The following is a 16,164-nucleotide window of genomic DNA, read 5'->3' as shown; positions in this document are numbered from 1 at the left end:
GAGGTTGCAGACCGTGTAAAGTGTAAGGCGTACCCAGTGTCATATCCCGACTTCCGGCACATCGCTGCCAGAACCGAATCCGGCAAGGCTGAACGGCTTTTCCGCGCCGTCGTCGCCGCCTTCTGCCAGCTGACCCGGCCCTCCAAGCGGGAAATCGCTCAACTGGAAGATCTCACCTTGCCGCTCTTCGACAGCGTCTCGGCGGAGTCCCGACGCTTCGTCGCCGCGGCCCTTTCAGAATGCGACCATCCGCCCATCGGGCTGGTGCTGCGTCTGTGCGACGAACCGGTGGACATCGCGGCGCCGCTGCTGGTCCGGTCCAAGGCGCTTGCCGACATCGACCTCATAGCGCTGATAGGGCGGCACGGACTTCCCCATGCGCGTGCCATCGCGCGACGCAAGGAGCTGAACCCGGCCATCACCGACCTCATCAAGGCGCTGGAGAAGCCGACGCTGGTCCATTCCCGCGAACCTGAAAGCGTGGCCCCCAAGCCTCAGGTCACCGAAACGGCGCCCGCGCCCCGCATCGCACAAACTCCGGGCAAGGCGGCCGAAGAGGCGCGCCGCCGCCTCCGCGCCATCATGGTTGCCGGACACAAGCCGGATCAGCGGGCCGAATTCCAGACCTATGACAAATTGCGGGAGACGGCGCTCACCGGCCACGCCGCATTTTTCCAGACGGCGCTTGCCGATTGCCTCGGCGTCGATCTGATGACAGCCCGGAGCCTCACCGCGTCGTCGGACTACTCACTCCTGCTGACGGCGCTCCGCTCCCTGGAACTGAGCGAAGACCAGGCCTTCCTCATCGCGGTTGCCGTATTCCCGGCATCGTTTCCGCATCCGGAGGCCATTAGGCGTTTCCTCGAACGCTATCGCGCACTGGGACACGATACGATCCGCGACCGTATCCGCGAATGGAAAGCGCAGGCGATTTCCCATGCGGTCGGGCCGCGGTCTCCGACCGCCAACACCGACAGCCCGGCGGCGGCGAAAGCCGGCGCCGGCCTCAGAGCCTGACGGAAATCAATTCCTCGAGGGCAAGCGGGCCGGGCTCGATCTCGACCACCCATATGTCGGAATCGAAGCGCTGCTCCTTTGCCAGGCGCGCTTCCGCCGCGTCCGGATCGCCACCGGTATCCAGACGGCTGAAAAAGCGCTCGTCGGGCTTGGCCGAATCGTAGGTCGTCTGCGGCGCCGGCCCAAACAGGTCCGTCTCCCCTAGCCTGCCCCGCACCAGGATAAACACGGCCCCGGCCTCGGTGGCGCCGCGCCGGACAACGGCGGCGAAACCACCAGCGCCAAAGATCCGCCGTATCAGGGCCGAAACCCAAAAGTCCGTTGTGACCCGCATTCATGACTCCTGTCTGGGAGCCAACATAGCGGGAATTGCTACTGTTCGCGATGCGATCAGTTTGTCAGGCCGATTTCGCGCATCTTGGTGTAGACCACCTCGTCCGGTTCGCCGGTTTCCGGCAGGCCGAACAGCGACTGGAATTCGCGGATCGCCGCCTTGGTCTGCCCGCCGACGACACCGTCGAGCTTGATGTCGTTGTTGCCGAACGCCTTGAGGCCGGCCTGGATCCTGACGATCCTGTCATTCGTGCTCGGCGGCTGGGTTTCGGTTTCGACCGAAGCTTTCAACACCAGGCTCGCGGCAGAGTCGGACCGCGCGGCGGGCTTCGGAACGGCGGCCGTCGTTGCGCCGAGCTGCTCGATCAGCGTGTCGTCGATCGACCCGGTGGCAGTCAGGCCGACCTTGCGCTGATAGGCTTCGACCGCGCTACGCGTATTGGGTCCGGTCAACCCGTCGACCGTGCCGCCGTAGAAACCCAAATCCCTCAGCACGCCCTGGACCCGCTTCACCGCCGGATCGCCGACCGCCGGAGCCGCGACGGCGGGGCGTTCTATGTTGATCGTCGTTTCAGGCTCCATCACCGGAGCGGGAAAATGCTCGATGCTTCGCGTCTCGAAGAAAGCGCCCGAATGTGGATATGGCTGATACCAAAGTGCATTGGCCGACACGTAGAAGAGCGTCACCAGAAAGGCCGTCGAGCCGCCGACCAGGATGGGGTTGCTGGAAATGAAGCCGCCCACGGCCACCGCGCCGTCCTGAAAGGCGCTGTGACGTCTGGCGGGAGCCTTCTTGCTAGGCCGTTTTGCGGAGCGAGCCATCGCGTTCCTCTTTCGTAGTCTTCGCGGTCATTGGCAGCACCACCTGTTTCGAAAGGCGCTCTTTCGGGCCATCGACGGGAAGGCTGACCGAAACCTTGGTGCCCATTCCAGGCGCGCTCTCAACCGACATCGTCCCATCGTGAAGTTCGACCAGCCCCTTCACCAGGGAAAGGCCGAGACCGGTGCCTTCGAACCGGCGCGTATAGTCGTTCTGGATCTGCATGAAGGGCTGGCCGAGCTTGGCGAGATCGTCGGCGGCGATGCCGATGCCGGTGTCGCTGACCCAGAAATGAAGCCGCGAGCCTACCCGGCTCGCGCCGATGACCACATTGCCGTAGTCGGGCGTGAATTTGACGGCGTTGGAAACCAGATTGATGAGAATCTGCTGCACCGCCCTGCGGTCGGCCGCGATTTCCCCGATATCCGGTCCGAGGCGGGTGTCGAGCGCGATGCCTTTCTTCTCGGCCTGCAATTGCATCATCGACTGGCACATGCCGACCGCATCGGAAAAACGGAAGGCCTCGGGCTGAACCGAATAGGCGCCCGACTCGATGCGCGAGACATCAAGTATGGACGTCACGACATCGAGAAGATGCTGGCCCGACTCCCTGACGAGGGCGACATATTCCTTCTGTCGCGGGTCCTTGAAGGAGCCGAACATTTCGTGCAGCAGCATGTCCGAGAAGCCGAGAATGGCGTTGAGCGGCGTGCGCAACTCATGGCTGACGGCGGCCAGAAAGCGCGACTTGGCGACATCGGCGCTTGCCGCCGTTTCCCCGGCAGCTGTCAGTGCCCGCCGCAACTCCACCACATCGTCATTCGTAGTCAGGATGCCGACCGTCGCGCCGGTCGCAGCCGGTTGCGCGAATTCGAGTGAGAAATCCCTGTGGTTGTTGCCACCTTCGCCTGCTTCTGACCGAGGCAGGCGGATGCGCAGGTCAACCTTGCGCCGGGTCGCCCCCTCACGCATGTCGGCCAGAGCGCTGAGATAAGCGACGCGGTCGGCCACATGGATGCGGTCGAACAGACCGGTGCCGGTCAGCAATTCCGGCGCGACGTTGAGCAGGTCGCGGGTCTTGCCGGTTCCGTCCAGGACATCGCCGTTACGCCCGAAGCGGAAGACTGCCGCATCGATTATGTCTTCGAGGACAAATTCCCGGTAGTGCTCCTGCCCGTCATGGAACGATGTCAAAAAGGCTTTGGCCCGCGGCAGGAACGTGATGGCCCATGCCAGCGGAATCAGCCAATGCCAGGCCGCCGGCACGGCAGAGCCTGCCGGAAAGACAGTACCAATGATGAACTGCAGCACGATTGCCGCGCACCCGGCCACCGCGCCTTCGATTGCGGCGCGCCGTGACGGTGTGACCCAAAAGGCCTCCAGCGGCAGGATCAGGACCAGAAGGGCAACAGGCGATGCGAGGCCGCCGGCCGAGGCAACCAGCCCGGCAATACCCAGGGCGGCGACGAACAAGGCAATATGCTTTGTCCAGCCAAGCCGCGCAGCGGTTGCGGCCGCCAGTGCAGTGAACCAGCCGAGACCGAAAACGGCAAATATCACGGCGACAGTGACGCCGGCGCCGATGCTGGAAGTGGCCAGCGTCACCGCGGCGCCCGCCAGAAGAAAGGGAGCGACAAGCGCCTGACCGATGAAGCGCCGATGACTCTGACGCTGAGACTCCTCCGTGACGCCCGGATTGACCAAGCGCTCGCAACCCGACGCGATGGCGTCGGACAAATCGGAGACTCTGTTTACAAACGAACTCAACGCAACGCACCCGTACCTGTCTGCTTGGCAGATCCTTGGTTGCTCCGACCCTCGCATCCAGCGTTTAAGGAAAGGATAAAACAGGGCCGCGGAAAGGACTTTCCCCGGCAAATGTCGGGCTCATCGGCGCGTCATCCCACCCGATCTGCCGCCATAGTAAACGGGCCGTTAGCCGGGCATTCGAAGGTGCGGACGACCGCAAAATCGACATGACTCCACCTGTCGATTTTATCTGATCATAATCAATGACTTGCATGGTTAATCCAACCTGAAGAAACCGATCCCGATTCGAGACAGGACCAAATGGAAAGGGAACCTTTCGAATTTGCATAAAATTTGCCGAAATTTTTCGCTTCGTTTGAAAGTCGTCCTTCGTCCGGCCATGTCATGATAGCCTCAATAAACGAGGCCAAGCCGACTGAGCGAGGCCCGTCACGAGAGAGGTCGATCTCATGGGCTTGCTGATAAGAGCCGCATTCTGGTTTTCGCTGGTGCTCCTGGCGCTGCCGCTTGGAACGGGCACGGACGAGACGGGCCGCGAGGCTGTTGGTCCCCTGCAGGCGTTGATGGCCGCGCGCGAGGCAGTCGGCGACATCGCCGGCATTTGCGAACGCAAGCCGGAAGTCTGCGAAACCGGCAAATCGGCCATGCACACGATCACCGTCCGCGCCAGGCACACCGCGGCGATTGCCGCCGAGATGCTGGACGACGACGCTGCTGCCCCGGCCGCCACAGCCAGACCGACCGAAACGGTCGAACTGCCGGACACCGTCAATCTGACCGGCAGCGTTCTGCCGAAGAACTGATTTCCGCTTCCAAGTCTACGCCTCTTCTTTTTCGCCCTCCAAGGCGACACCGCAGCCTCCGACCTCCGGCTGCGGTGCTTCTTTTTCCGTGACCTTGCGCGGCCGGGTGATTATATCCGGCGCATGGGCACGACGATCCAGACGATCCGCGACGACTTCTCCCTGCTGGAAGAGTGGGAGGACCGCTATCGCTATGTGATCGAACTGGGTGAGGCCTTGCCCGAGTTTCCCGATGCCCAGCGGATCGCGATGAACAAGGTGCCCGGTTGCGTGAGCCAGGTCTGGCTGACGACCGAATACGGATCGGGCCGCGATCCCGTTCTGACATTCGAGGGCGATTCGGACGCGCACATCGTTCGGGGACTGGTTGCCATCATGCTGGCGCTGTTTTCCGGACAGAAGGCGAGCACCATCTTGAGCACAGACGCCGAGGAAACGTTGAAGACGCTGGGGCTCGACGAACATCTGTCGCCGCAGCGCGCCAACGGCCTTCGCTCGATGGTCAAGCGCATCAAGCGCGACGCCGAGGCCGCCCTTGCAAGCACTGCCTGAATAGATTCAGTCGATGCTTGGGCGGTAGTCTTCAGCACCCCAATGCAATGCCTGCCGGCGATGCGTTCCAGCCACTGCCGGTTGATAGTGCCGGGCCAACGCCGCCAAAGCCGTTTTCAGCACAATTTTAGCCGACCGCACGGGCCAGCCGCGTTCCATTTCGACCAGTTCCAATCCCTTCAGAAAGCAGCAGACGTCGATCAGCACGCCGGCAAGTTCCGGTCCGACTGCGGCGATTGCTCTGTCGACACGCTGTCTCGCGGCGAGCGCGGCGTCGGTCAGATCGACCATGCCGCCGCCCGACCCGCGTTTTCCGGACGACACGCTGGCGATCCAGTTGGCGCCGAGGCGCGGCATGATCTGGCCGCGCGTATAGTCGGCGCGCAATCGTTCGCCGGCGTCGAATTCTCGCCGGGTCAGAAACAACGCACCGTCCCTGCCCTTCCTGCGCGCCAGCTGGCCAAGAGGCGATTCAGCCATGTTTGCCAGCACCACGCCGGGGCCAGCCTCTGTTTCCACCGTAATCGTGTCGATATCCCGCTGGCTGGAAGATCTTTCCAGTCTCGACGCGAGAAGCCTTTGCGCCAGACGCGCTCCTTCGGCGGAAAGGGCTGCGGTGTGCGAGTTCGGCGCCACAAGGCCTTGTGTCGTCATGGCGTCCCACACGGTGCGGTCCACGGCAATGGTGCCGCGCGTTTCATGTTCAAGCAGCACCTTGCCAGTGGCGGTGGCCGGCCGCAGCGAAGCCGGTCCAGCGGCCAGGAAGCGCAGCACGCGGTGCCCGCCTTCGGGAAAAGCCTCCAGATTTTCCACGGTCAGATATCCAGGCGGTTCCGGAAAGCGGCGTGGGCGATGCGCTCCACCACTTGCACGACGCGGTCGAACTCCTGATCGTCGCGCATGTCCTCGATGACCTGGCAGGCGTGGAGCACGGTCGTCCTGTCACGGCCGAAACCCCTGCCCACTTCCGCCTGGGTCAGTTGCAGGACGACATGGGCGACATACATCGCGATCTGCCGCACGCGGGAAACCGGAACTGCCGTCCGTCCTGCCTTGCGCAGTTCCTTGCTGGAAACGGCGAAGAACGCGGCAACGATATCGATCAGGCATTCGCAGATCTCGACGCTGATTTCGTCACGGCGCTTGGCTGTCGGCTGCCAGCCGGCCTGCGAGACATCTTGTGTCGGGCCTTCAGCTTCTTCCGGCGCGGCTTGCGACATCAAATGCACGGAACTTCTCCCCCTTGATAGGAATAAGTTCCTTATATGCCGCGACCGAAGCCTTGTGAACAAAATAAGAACAAGTATCCAGGGTCCGCTCAGGCAAGTTCATGAAAAGCTTGCGGTTTTAATTTCCGGAGGAACAAACCTCCGCTGTTTCTTTCCCCGCGTCCGCGGCGCCCCCGATAGTCGGGTCATTGGCAGTATTGCGGGGTTTGGGAATGGAAGGTTTCGAACAGGGCGCACGGCAGTTTCGCGCGCGCAAGCAGGCGGAAATCGATCACGCCCGCCAGATGGCGGCAATGAGCCTTGCATGCGGATTGGATATGGCGGCTGTCCTGCGGGAGCCGGCGGAAAGCAGGATCAGGATCTTGCGTCGCCTTGAACGCGTCATCGAACGCGAGCGTCTGAAAGGGATGCGTCGCCACTGGAGCTACGATTTGAACCGCCATATCGCACTGAAACAGGTTTTGGACCGGTTGCGCGATCTTACCGGCGTCCCTGCGTCCCGGCAGGCGGTCAAACCGGAGTAAGCCGGAAAAACAAACGGCGCCCGAAGGCGCCGCTCAAAGCGTAGGGAGGGCCGTTTGGGCTTATCTGCTGACCTTGCGCTTGCGGCCGAGGCCCATCTTCTTGGCGAGCTGGGAACGGGCCGCCGCATAATTCGGCGCGACCATCGGATAGGTCGCATCGAGGCCCCACTTTTCGCGATACTGGTCCGGCGTCAGGCCATAGTGGGTCATCAGATGCCGCTTCAGCGACTTGAACTTCTTGCCGTCCTCAAGGCAGACGATGTATTCGTCATGGACCGAGCGCTTCGGGTTCACGGCAGGCTTCTGCTTGTCCACCGGCGCCTGCTCGGGCGCACCGCCGACACGGCCGAGGGCCGCGTGAACGTCTGCGATAAGGTTTGGCAATTCACCAACCGGCACAGGATTGTTGCTGACGTATGCCGCGACAACATCAGCGGTCAACTCGATCAGCATGTCGCTGTTGGTTGATGGCGTTTCGGAAATATCCATCGTCTTTCAGGCCCCAACGAGAGTTCTACTTTTCGCCCCATTTTTGTTTGAAAGGGCGTTATGCGATTCTCACAGGCAATAAAGCTGCGAGTCGCTCGACGATTTTCTTAATGGACTTGTTCAAAAAGTATGTCAATTCGATCAGCAAATATATTTGTTCTCTTTGCCGAGATACTAGCTGTAGCGTCCCAATAGCTACAAATCGTATAACTATTTGGACAGCTTTGAACGGGCAGCCAGTAGATACGCGCACAAAAATCTCCACCCCTACGTGGAAAATCTGCCTCGCCTGCCGCTGAGTAAGCTGAATAAATCACCCGATCGGAAACATCTTCCGGATAAAAGCTTCCATGCTGAAAAATTTTGAGGCAAGCCGGAGTGCGCCGACGTCAATTCCCCAACAATTTTCATATCGCCCTTGAACCGCATGGCATCGGCGTGCTCATTCGTCGCGCAACAGCGGATAGCGAGATGCAATGACCAGAAATGCAGTGTTTCCGAGCGCGGCGGCGCCGCGGCCTGAAAAAGTGGCGACCACCCATACCGTCCATGGCATAGCGCGTAGCGATGAATATTCGTGGATGCGCGCTGACAACTGGCAGGAAGTGTTTCGCGACCCCTCGCTGCTCGCGCCCGAAATCCGTACCCATCTCGAATCCGAGAATGCCTATCAGCGCGCCCTGATGGCCGACACGGCCGATCTGCAAAAGACGCTGTTCGCCGAGATGAAAGGCCGCATCAAGGAGGACGATTCTTCCGTCCCCATGCGGGATGGTCCTTTTGCCTACGGCTCGGCATTCAGGCTGGGCGGCCAGAGGCCGCGTTATTTCCGTACGCCCCGCGATGGCGGCGAGGAACATGTCCTTCTCGACGGCGACACCGAGGCGGGTGACCTTTCCTATTTCCGTCTCGGCGGCGTCGAGCATTCACCCGACCACAAGCAACTCCTGTGGTCTTTCGACGACAAGGGTTCCGAATTCTATACGCTGCGCGTGCGGGATCTTTCGGGTGGGCAGGATGCGGCCGACCTGGTCCCTGATACCGGGGGCTCGGGTGTGTGGGCCGCCGACAGCGGCGGCTTCCTCTACACCTATGTCGATCCCAACCACCGGCCCTGCAAGGTTTTCTTCCACGCTTTGGGGACGGACCCTAGGCAGGACAGGCTGATTTACGAGGAAACCGATCCGGGATTCTTCATGAGCGTCGGCGGCACGCGCAGCAACGAATGGATCCTGATCAGCATAAGCGACCATGAAACGTCGGAATATCGGCTGCTGAGCGCCACCGATCCACTTGCCGAACCTGTGATCGTCTCACCGCGCGAAGAGGGCCTGCAATACGATCTCGAGGAGGGCGGCGACATCTTTTTCGTGCTGACGAACGCCGACGGCGCCGAGGATTTCAAGATCATGACGGCACCGGCCAAGGACCCCCGGCGCGCCAACTGGAAAGAACTGGTGCGGCACGAGCCTGGCCGGCTGATCCTGTCGATCATCGGCTTCCAGGATCATCTGGTGCGGCTTGAGCGCAAGGACGGTCTGCCGCGCATTGTCGTCCGCGACCGCATAACCGGCGACGAGCATGTCATCTCCTTCGACGAGGAGGCGTATTCGCTCGGCCTTTCCGGCTCCTACGAATACGACACGGAGGTGATGCGCTTCTCCTATTCGTCGATGACCACGCCTTCGCAGCTCTTCGACTACAATATGCGCACGCGCGAACGGACCTTGCTGAAAACGCAGGAAGTGCCGTCCGGCCACGATCCGGACCACTATATCACCCGCCGGCTCATGGCCCCCGCGCAGGATGGCGAATTGGTGCCGGTTTCGCTGCTGCATCATCGCGACACGCCGCTCGACGGGTCGGCGCCCTGCCTGCTCTACGGCTATGGCTCCTACGGCATCGCCATGCCGGCGGGCTTTTCGACCGCCTGCCTCTCGCTGGTCAACCGCGGCTTCGTCTATGCCATCGCCCATACGCGCGGCGGCAAGGACAAGGGCTACCACTGGTACGAGGACGGCAAGCGCGACAAGAAAACCAACACCTTCAAAGATTTCATCGCGGTGGCGCAGCATCTCGTCAAGGAAGGCTACACGGCGCACGACCGTATCGTCGCGCAGGGCGGTTCGGCCGGCGGCATGCTGGTCGGCGCGGTTGCCAACATGGCGCCGGACGCCTTCGCCGGCTTGATCGCTGAAGTGCCCTTCGTCGACGTGCTTTCGACCATGCTTGACGCTTCGCTGCCGCTGACGCCGCCGGAATGGCCGGAATGGGGCAATCCGATCGCGTCCGAGAAAGACTACCGCACCATCGCCGCCTACTCGCCCTACGACAATGTCGGAGCGCTTGATTATCCGCCCATCCTGGCGGTGGCTGGCCTCACCGACCCGCGCGTGACCTATTGGGAGCCGGCGAAATGGGTCGCCCGGTTGCGCGACCGGAAATCGGGCAGCAACCCGGTGCTGTTCAAGATCAACATGGATTCCGGCCACGCCGGCGCTTCCGGGCGCTTCTCGCGGCTGGAGGAAGTCGCCTTCACCTACGCCTTCGCGCTCAAGGTCACGGGCCTCGAAGACAAGGCGCCATTGTCGTAAGCGCGGACGGACGACATCGTCTGCGCTTGCCAAGCCGATCGTTCTGTTACCGGAGACCACAATGCTTCTGGTGGATGTCTATCTCGACCGATCGCCCGTCCAGGGCATCGGGGTCTTCGCCAAGACGCATATCGCCAAGGGAACGCTGGTCTGGAAACTGCACCCGGACTACGACCGCCGCATTGCGGTCGAGCAGTACGAGCGGGAGACCGGGCCGGTGAAAGATTATCTCGACCGCTACTGCTATCCCGACCGCCGCGACCGCAACTTCATCGTCTTCGAGGCCGACGACGCGCGCTACATGAACCACGCCGACGACCCGAACTGCGACATCTCAAACCCGGAGGAAATGTATGCGTTGCGCGACATCGCGCCGGGCGAGGAACTGAGCTGCGACTACAATCACTTCTTCGAGGACGGTTTCGAGTTTCTCGGCGACCGGCACGTGTGAACGTCCGGGTCAGTTGGCCGGCGCGGGCTTGCGCGCCGGATAGCCGTTCGGATGCGGCGGTATCGCCTTCAGGTAGGCGGCGATGGCGTTACGATCCTCCGGCGTCAGCTCGGCCATGTTCTTCTGCACCTCGACCATCGAGCCGCCGGTGGAGTCGAAATCGGGCGTGAAGCCGGTCTCGAGGAAGCTGGCGATATCGCTCTGCGACCAATCGCCGATGCCGCCTTCCCCTTGCGTGATGTTGGGGACGATTCCCTCGCCCTCGGCCGCACTGGCGCCCGCCAGCCATTGGCTCTTGTCGGTTCCGCCGGTGAAGCTGCGCGGCGTGTGGCATTCGCCGCAATGGCCGGGACCTTCGACAAGATAACGGCCAGCGAGGATTTCAGCCGGAGCGCCTTCGGGGAACGCGACCACCGGCTGATCGTCCAGATAAAGCCGCTTCCACAGGCCGAGACCTCTGCGGACAGTGAAGGGAAAACTCAGCTGATGATCGGGCGCCTTGCCGGCGACGGCAGGCAGGGTCTTCAGGAAGGCGTATAGATCGGCGATATCGGCCGGCTTCATCCGGGCATACGAGGCATACGGGAACGCCGGATAGTAGTGCTCTCCCGACGGCGACACGCCCTTCATCATGGCGTTGGCCAGGTCTTCCGCGGACCATGAACCGATGCCGTCCGCCTTGTCCTGCGAGATGTTGGGCGCAACGAACGTGCCGAACGGCGTCTTCAACTGCACGCCGCCAGCAAGCTCGAATCGGGCATCGCCCTCGGCCTTCGGCTTTGCGTGACAGGATGTGCAGCCGCCGGCGAAGAAGATCCGCTTGCCTTTGACCGGGTCGCCCGGCCCAAGCTGGGCAACGGCCTGCGGGTCCAGGCGAACCGGCGCCGACAGATACCAGCCCGCAACGGCGCCGACGCCGATCAGGACAATGAGAGCGCCGGCGAGCTTTTTCAGCAAGGGCTGGCCTCGTCAGCTCTTCTTGACGCGGTAGGCCTGGTGGCAGCCGCCGCAGCTGGCGCCGATCGGGCCGAACTGGGCCTTGAGCGCGTCTGCATCGGCGGGCGCTGCCTGCACGGCGGCCTTCACCGCCTGCACATATTTGTCTTCAGCGGCGTTGAAGCCGGCCTTGTCTTCCCAGATTTTCGGGCTGGCCTCGGTGTCGCCCTGATCGCTGCCGGCCGGGAACAGGGCTTCGACGTCGAACTTTTCGCCATTGGCTTCCAGCGCCTTGAGCGCCGTCATGACGGCGGCGGCGTCGTAGGTTTCCTCGCCCTTCACGAATTTGGAAAGGCCGGCGACGATCTTGCCGCGTTCCTTCATCAGGGCCTGTCTGTCCGCGATCGGGTCTGCAAACGCCGCTGTTCCGGCTAGGGCGAGCATCGAGATGGCGATAACTAGCTTTCTCATTCCAGGCTCCGTGTTGGGATATATCGTATGGGAACGTATCGAAGAACAACGCTCGGCGTCGCGTAACAATTCCCCGTCCTCGCTCACGCTTTCGTTACCGCGCGCGAGCGGGCCAAAAAAAGCCCCGGACCAGCCGGGGCTTTTGCTCGATCAGGCTTTCGCCTTCTCATACATCTCCAGCACGTAATCCCAGTTGATCAGGCTGTCGACGAAGGCTTCCAGATATTTCGGCCGGGCATTGCGGTAATCGATGTAATAGGAGTGCTCCCACACATCGACACCGAGGATCGGCGAAGCCCCATGCACGAGCGGGTTCTCGCCGTTCGGCGTCTTGGAAATCGCCAGCTTGCCGTCCTTGACCGACAACCAGGCCCAACCGGAGCCGAACTGCGTCGTGCCGGCGGCGACGAAATCGGCCTTGAACTTGTCATAGCCGCCAAGATCGCTGTCGACTGCCTTCTGCAGCGCGCCGGGCAGTTTGTTGCCGCCGCCGCCCTTCTTCATCCACTTCCAGAAATGAATGTGGTTGTAGTGCTGGGCGGCATTGTTGAACAGGCCGGGGTTCTTGCCGAAAGACTGCTTCACAACCTCTTCGACCGACAGGCCATCCATGCCGGCTTCGGCCGCCAGCTTGTTGCCGTTATCGACATACGCCTTGTGGTGCTTGTCGTGGTGATATTCCAGCGTTTCCTTGGACATGTAAGGCTGAAGCGCCTCGTAGTCATACGGCAATGCGGGCAATTCAAAAGCCATGGATCGTACTCCCTTGTGCAAAAAACCAAGCGTCGCTACGGCACTAACATAGGTCTCGCCAGAATTGAAACAACTCCGGCGCGCACCGCCATTCTTTAAAAATTTGTAGTGAAATAACCGCCGGATATGGACCGGGTCGGTGGCAATCCCGCGCCCGTGTGGTGACCATGCGTTGCAAAGTCCTTGCACCCTCCGCCCCGGCGTTTCACAACTACCGCCATGCATCATGCCTATGTGTTCGACGCCTACGGGACGCTTTTCGACGTTCATGCCGCCGTGCGCCGGCACGCCGAGGCGATCGGCCCTGACGGACAGCTGCTTTCCGAGATATGGCGGGCCAAGCAGCTCGAATATTCCTGGGTCAGGACCCTGATGGGCGCCTATACCGACTTCTGGAAGCTCACCGAGCAGGCGCTCGACTATGCCCTGAAGAAGGTGCCATCCGCCGACCCCGGGTTACGCGCGACATTGCTGGAAGCCTATTGGCGGCTGGACTGCTATCCGGAAGTGCCCGCCGTGCTGCGGGCGCTGAAGAAATCCGGCGCGCGGCTGGCGATCCTGTCGAACGGCTCGCGCGAAATGCTGGAGGCAGCGGTCAAATCCGCCGCATTGGATGAAATCCTCGACGACATCTACTCGGTGGACATGGTGCGCCGGTTCAAGACCGACCCGGCGGTCTACGACATGGTGACGACGGCGTGGCGGCTTTACCCGGACGCGATCTCGTTCCAGTCGTCCAACCGCTGGGACATTGCCGGCGCCACGAAAGCCGGCTTCCGGACAGTCTGGATCAACCGCGCCGGCCTGCCGGACGAATACACCGACTTGGCGCCGAAGCTGATCCTGCCCTCGCTCGAAGGACTGCTGACGGGCGGGTAAACGCCGTTGCCGAATGGCAACAGTGTCGCCGCCATCGTCATGTCACCGTGATTTGTTCACCTTACCGCCAGATTTGGCGTCGCCTATCGCCACACATCGATAGCCTCGGGCGTTGAAGAACGCGCCTGCCCGGACACAAATTGAAAAGAAGAAGAATGTTGAAGAATTCGTCGTCTCAAACGATCACCCGTCGCCGCTTCCTCAATACGGCGGCGCTGGGTGCAGTATCCGTCGCCGCGGCGGCCTGCTCGACCGTAGGCCGGGAACCGCCGCCGATGGAACCCGTCGCTCCCGCCGGGCCGGCCTTGCCCGACTACGCGACCATGTACGGGCCGATGATCGACGAAGGCTTTGAAATCCCGGCAATACCCATCGACAAGATCGATCCGCAGTTCCTGCGCCAGGTCGTTGCCGACCCGACCGGCGAGAAGCCGGGGACCATCATCGTCGATACGACCGGCCACTTCCTCTATCTGGTCCAGCCCGGCGGGCAGGCGATCCGCTACGGCGTCGGTCTTGGCCGCGCCGGTTTCGAATGGGCCGGCAACGCCAATGTGCAGTGGAAGCAGAAATGGCCGAAGTGGACGCCGCCGGCCGAGATGATCGCGCGCCAGCCCGAGCTGCAGAAATACAGCGTCGACAACGGCGGCATGCCGGGCGGCCTGACCAACCCGCTCGGCGCCCGCGCGCTCTATCTGTTCCAGAACAACGAAGACACGCTCTATCGCCTGCACGGCTCGCCAGAATGGAACTCCATCGGCCGGTCGGTCTCCTCAGGCTGCGTGCGGCTGATGAACCAGGACATCATCGATCTCTACGACCGCGTCCCCGGCAAGGCTCCCGTGATCGTCACGAGCAATCTGGACCAGGCTGTTGCCGGTGGCTCGTCCTATCGCCGGGCGATCCCGATGGACGCCGGCGTTCCGGAGGAAGCCGAACTGCTCGGCCGCCTCTGGTAGCATCTGCGGCGCGGGTTAACGCCCGCGCGAGAGACTTCCCAAAATGCCGCGCACGATGGCGCGGCCCACCGATGAGCCCACCGAGCGGACGACGGATTTGATCGCCGCTTCCGCCACAGTCTGGCGGTTCGAGGCGCGCGGCGCCCGGCGCTGGGTCGTGCCGGCCGGCGCGTCATCGCCGTCGAACCCCGGCAGCGTCCAGCGGGATTTCCCGCTCTCCTGCGCCTGCTGTTCGGCATCCTGGGCCTCGGTGGCCTTTTTCTGCAGCATCTCGAAAGCCGATTCGCGATCAACCGTCTCGTCATATTGTCCGGCGACGGGGCTTTCGAGGATGATCTTGCGCCGTTCGTCGGGTGTGATCGGACCCAGCCGCGAGGACGGCGGACGAATCAGTGTCCGCTGCACCATCGAAGGTATGCCTTTATTTTCCAGAGTAGAGACCAGCGCCTCGCCGGTGCCGAGCTGGGTGATGACGGTGGCGCAATCGAAATCCGGGTTTGGCCGGAATGTCTCCGCCGCCACCCGCACCGCCTTCTGCTCGCGCGGCGTATAGGCGCGCAGGGCATGCTGGATGCGGTTGCCGAGCTGGGCCAGCACGGTCTCCGGCACGTCGAGCGGGTTCTGGGTGACGAAATAGACGCCGACGCCCTTGGAGCGGATGAGCCGCACCACCTGCTCGACCCGGTCGACCAGCGCCTTGGGTGCCTCGTTGAACAGGAGATGCGCCTCGTCGAAGAAGAATACCAGCCGCGGCTTGTCCGGGTCGCCGACCTCGGGCAATTCCTCGAACAATTCGGACATCAGCCACAGAAGGAAGGTTGCGTAGAGACGCGGGTTCATCATCAGCTTGTCGGCGGCCAGAACGCTGATCGCGCCACGCCCGTCGCGGGTCGTGCGCATCAGATCGGCGATCTTGAGCGCCGGCTCGCCGAAGAAGTTCTTGCCACCCTGCTGTTCAAGGATGAGAAGCGAGCGCTGGATGGCGCCGATGGAGAGCTTGCTGACATTGCCGTAGCGGGCGGCGATTTCATCGGCGCGCTGGGCGAGATTCGCCAGCAGCGATTGAAGATCCTTCATGTCGAGAAGAAGGAGGCCATCCTCGTCGGCGATGCGGAAGGCGATGTTCATGACGCCTTCCTGCGCTTCCGTCAGGTTCATCAGCCGCGACAGAAGCAGCGGCCCCATTTCGGAAACGGTCGCGCGGATCGGGTGCCCCTGCTCGCCGAACAGGTCCCAGAAGATGACAGGAAACTCCTGGAACTCATAGGGATCGAGCTTGATCTGCTCGGCCCGCTTGGCGAGGAAATCCTGCGCGGTTCCCATCACCGCAATGCCTGAAAGATCACCCTTGATGTCGGCGCAGAACACCGGCACGCCAGCATTCGAGAACCCCTCAGCCAGGATCTGCAGCGTCACGGTCTTGCCCGTGCCTGTCGCGCCGGTGACGAGACCGTGGCGGTTTCCGTAGCGCAGCAGCAGTTCCTCGGGCCGTTGGTAGCTGTCGTCCGGCTTGCGGCTGGCGCCAAGGAAGATGCCCGTGTCTTCAGCCATTCTATGGTCTCCGCAACGCTTTCCTGTGGCTCC

At 62.2% G+C, this 16,164-nt stretch carries 18 protein-coding genes; 8 read left to right on the top strand and 10 right to left on the bottom strand.

The genetic code is table 11. From position 1 onward, the window contains the following. The first annotated feature begins 36 nt into the window (after positions 1-36). A complete protein-coding gene (locus tag ASD44_RS01835; protein WP_056108024.1) occupies positions 37-1,017 on the top strand; it encodes a DUF2336 domain-containing protein in 981 nt (326 codons plus the stop codon). On the opposite strand, the gene ASD44_RS01830 is transcribed toward ASD44_RS01835, so the two are convergent. From ASD44_RS01830 to ASD44_RS01820, 3 genes are read right to left on the bottom strand one after another with little or no spacing between them, the layout of a single operon-like run. Next, positions 1,007-1,351 carry a DUF1491 family protein gene (locus ASD44_RS01830; protein ID WP_056108022.1) on the bottom strand — a complete coding sequence of 115 codons (345 nt, stop codon included), beginning with the start codon at positions 1,349-1,351 and terminating at the stop codon, positions 1,007-1,009. The genes ASD44_RS01835 and ASD44_RS01830 overlap by 11 nt on opposite strands. 56 nt (positions 1,352-1,407) lie before the next feature. Beyond that, the gene (locus ASD44_RS01825) at positions 1,408-2,172 is read right to left on the bottom strand and encodes a peptidoglycan-binding protein (RefSeq protein WP_056108019.1); all 765 of its coding nucleotides are present in this window, start codon (positions 2,170-2,172) and stop codon (positions 1,408-1,410) included. Next, positions 2,147-3,907: a HAMP domain-containing sensor histidine kinase gene (locus ASD44_RS01820; protein WP_244478706.1), complete on the bottom strand. Its 1,761-nt coding sequence runs from the start codon at positions 3,905-3,907 to the stop codon at positions 2,147-2,149. Before ASD44_RS01820 ends, ASD44_RS01825 begins: the two co-directional genes overlap by 26 nt. Positions 3,908-4,389: 482 nt before the next feature. On the opposite strand from ASD44_RS01820, the gene ASD44_RS01815 reads away from it, so the two are divergent. Both ASD44_RS01815 and ASD44_RS01810 read left to right on the top strand, forming a co-directional pair. Then, complete coding sequence (locus ASD44_RS01815) at positions 4,390-4,743, top strand: DUF5330 domain-containing protein (protein ID WP_056108010.1); 354 nt, start codon at positions 4,390-4,392, stop codon at positions 4,741-4,743. A gap of 123 nt (positions 4,744-4,866) precedes the next feature. Further along, entirely contained in the window at positions 4,867-5,295 is a 429-nt protein-coding gene (locus tag ASD44_RS01810; RefSeq protein WP_056108007.1) for a SufE family protein, read from the top strand. A gap of 6 nt (positions 5,296-5,301) precedes the next feature. On the opposite strand, the gene ASD44_RS01805 is transcribed toward ASD44_RS01810, so the two are convergent. Next, positions 5,302-6,108 (bottom strand): DUF6456 domain-containing protein, encoded by an 807-nt coding sequence (locus tag ASD44_RS01805; protein ID WP_244478705.1) that lies wholly within the window; start codon positions 6,106-6,108, stop codon positions 5,302-5,304. A gap of 2 nt (positions 6,109-6,110) precedes the next feature. Then, positions 6,111-6,515, bottom strand: coding sequence for a helix-turn-helix domain-containing protein (locus ASD44_RS01800; protein ID WP_082542364.1), 405 nt, complete (start codon positions 6,513-6,515; stop codon positions 6,111-6,113). Between the two features lie 221 nt (positions 6,516-6,736). Here ASD44_RS01800 and ASD44_RS01795 point away from each other — a divergent pair, with 221 nt between their 5' ends. Continuing rightward, a complete protein-coding gene (locus ASD44_RS01795) occupies positions 6,737-7,048 on the top strand; it encodes a hypothetical protein (RefSeq protein ID WP_056107999.1) in 312 nt (103 codons plus the stop codon). A gap of 60 nt (positions 7,049-7,108) precedes the next feature. On the opposite strand, the gene ASD44_RS01790 is transcribed toward ASD44_RS01795, so the two are convergent. Next, positions 7,109-7,537 (bottom strand): MucR family transcriptional regulator, encoded by a 429-nt coding sequence (locus ASD44_RS01790; protein ID WP_056107995.1) that lies wholly within the window; start codon positions 7,535-7,537, stop codon positions 7,109-7,111. A 476-nt stretch (positions 7,538-8,013) separates the two neighbouring features. On the opposite strand from ASD44_RS01790, the gene ASD44_RS01785 reads away from it, so the two are divergent. Beyond that, positions 8,014-10,131, top strand: coding sequence for a S9 family peptidase (locus tag ASD44_RS01785; protein ID WP_056107991.1), 2,118 nt, complete (start codon positions 8,014-8,016; stop codon positions 10,129-10,131). 61 nt (positions 10,132-10,192) lie between these two features. Then, on the top strand, positions 10,193-10,582 hold the full coding sequence (locus tag ASD44_RS01780) for an SET domain-containing protein-lysine N-methyltransferase (RefSeq protein WP_056107987.1): 390 nt from the start codon (positions 10,193-10,195) through the stop codon (positions 10,580-10,582). Positions 10,583-10,591: 9 nt separating this feature from the next. On the opposite strand, the gene ASD44_RS01775 is transcribed toward ASD44_RS01780, so the two are convergent. The 3 genes from ASD44_RS01775 to ASD44_RS01765 all read right to left on the bottom strand — a co-directional run bounded on the left by ASD44_RS01775 (position 10,592) and on the right by ASD44_RS01765 (position 12,742). Next, a complete protein-coding gene (locus ASD44_RS01775; RefSeq protein ID WP_056107984.1) occupies positions 10,592-11,539 on the bottom strand; it encodes a cytochrome c in 948 nt (315 codons plus the stop codon). A gap of 12 nt (positions 11,540-11,551) precedes the next feature. Next, positions 11,552-11,989: a cytochrome c gene (locus ASD44_RS01770; protein ID WP_056107982.1), complete on the bottom strand. Its 438-nt coding sequence runs from the start codon at positions 11,987-11,989 to the stop codon at positions 11,552-11,554. Between the two features lie 150 nt (positions 11,990-12,139). Further along, on the bottom strand, positions 12,140-12,742 hold the full coding sequence (locus ASD44_RS01765; RefSeq protein ID WP_056107979.1) for a superoxide dismutase: 603 nt from the start codon (positions 12,740-12,742) through the stop codon (positions 12,140-12,142). A 219-nt stretch (positions 12,743-12,961) separates the two neighbouring features. On the opposite strand from ASD44_RS01765, the gene ASD44_RS01760 reads away from it, so the two are divergent. Further along, on the top strand, positions 12,962-13,621 hold the full coding sequence (locus ASD44_RS01760) for a haloacid dehalogenase type II (RefSeq protein ID WP_056107976.1): 660 nt from the start codon (positions 12,962-12,964) through the stop codon (positions 13,619-13,621). A gap of 155 nt (positions 13,622-13,776) precedes the next feature. Continuing rightward, entirely contained in the window at positions 13,777-14,580 is an 804-nt protein-coding gene (locus ASD44_RS01755) for a L,D-transpeptidase (RefSeq protein ID WP_056107973.1), read from the top strand. 15 nt (positions 14,581-14,595) lie between these two features. On the opposite strand, the gene ASD44_RS01750 is transcribed toward ASD44_RS01755, so the two are convergent. After that, a complete protein-coding gene (locus ASD44_RS01750) occupies positions 14,596-16,131 on the bottom strand; it encodes a helicase HerA-like C-terminal domain-containing protein (RefSeq protein ID WP_056107970.1) in 1,536 nt (511 codons plus the stop codon). Positions 16,132-16,164: the final 33 nt, after the last annotated feature.

It is taken from the genome of Mesorhizobium sp. Root554, assembly GCF_001427025.1.
Lineage (GTDB): Bacteria > Pseudomonadota > Alphaproteobacteria > Rhizobiales > Rhizobiaceae > Mesorhizobium.
Note: the sequence above shows the minus strand (reverse complement) of the source record. Positions and strands in the feature narration are given on the sequence as shown.

What these genes read in the sequence shown, in the direction of transcription:
- ASD44_RS01830 (WP_056108022.1), bottom strand. Translation starts at nt 1,351, where the DNA reads ATGCGGGTCACAACGGACTTTTGGGTTTCGGCCCTGATACGGCGGATC.
- ASD44_RS01825 (WP_056108019.1), bottom strand. Translation starts at nt 2,172, where the DNA reads ATGGCTCGCTCCGCAAAACGGCCTAGCAAGAAGGCTCCCGCCAGACGT.
- ASD44_RS01815 (WP_056108010.1), top strand. Translation starts at nt 4,390, where the DNA reads ATGGGCTTGCTGATAAGAGCCGCATTCTGGTTTTCGCTGGTGCTCCTG.
- ASD44_RS01810 (WP_056108007.1), top strand. Translation starts at nt 4,867, where the DNA reads ATGGGCACGACGATCCAGACGATCCGCGACGACTTCTCCCTGCTGGAA.
- ASD44_RS01800 (WP_082542364.1), bottom strand. Translation starts at nt 6,515, where the DNA reads ATGTCGCAAGCCGCGCCGGAAGAAGCTGAAGGCCCGACACAAGATGTC.
- ASD44_RS01795 (WP_056107999.1), top strand. Translation starts at nt 6,737, where the DNA reads ATGGAAGGTTTCGAACAGGGCGCACGGCAGTTTCGCGCGCGCAAGCAG.
- ASD44_RS01790 (WP_056107995.1), bottom strand. Translation starts at nt 7,537, where the DNA reads ATGGATATTTCCGAAACGCCATCAACCAACAGCGACATGCTGATCGAG.
- ASD44_RS01785 (WP_056107991.1), top strand. Translation starts at nt 8,014, where the DNA reads ATGACCAGAAATGCAGTGTTTCCGAGCGCGGCGGCGCCGCGGCCTGAA.
- ASD44_RS01780 (WP_056107987.1), top strand. Translation starts at nt 10,193, where the DNA reads ATGCTTCTGGTGGATGTCTATCTCGACCGATCGCCCGTCCAGGGCATC.
- ASD44_RS01770 (WP_056107982.1), bottom strand. Translation starts at nt 11,989, where the DNA reads ATGAGAAAGCTAGTTATCGCCATCTCGATGCTCGCCCTAGCCGGAACA.
- ASD44_RS01765 (WP_056107979.1), bottom strand. Translation starts at nt 12,742, where the DNA reads ATGGCTTTTGAATTGCCCGCATTGCCGTATGACTACGAGGCGCTTCAG.
- ASD44_RS01760 (WP_056107976.1), top strand. Translation starts at nt 12,962, where the DNA reads ATGCATCATGCCTATGTGTTCGACGCCTACGGGACGCTTTTCGACGTT.
- ASD44_RS01755 (WP_056107973.1), top strand. Translation starts at nt 13,777, where the DNA reads ATGTTGAAGAATTCGTCGTCTCAAACGATCACCCGTCGCCGCTTCCTC.
- ASD44_RS01750 (WP_056107970.1), bottom strand. Translation starts at nt 16,131, where the DNA reads ATGGCTGAAGACACGGGCATCTTCCTTGGCGCCAGCCGCAAGCCGGAC.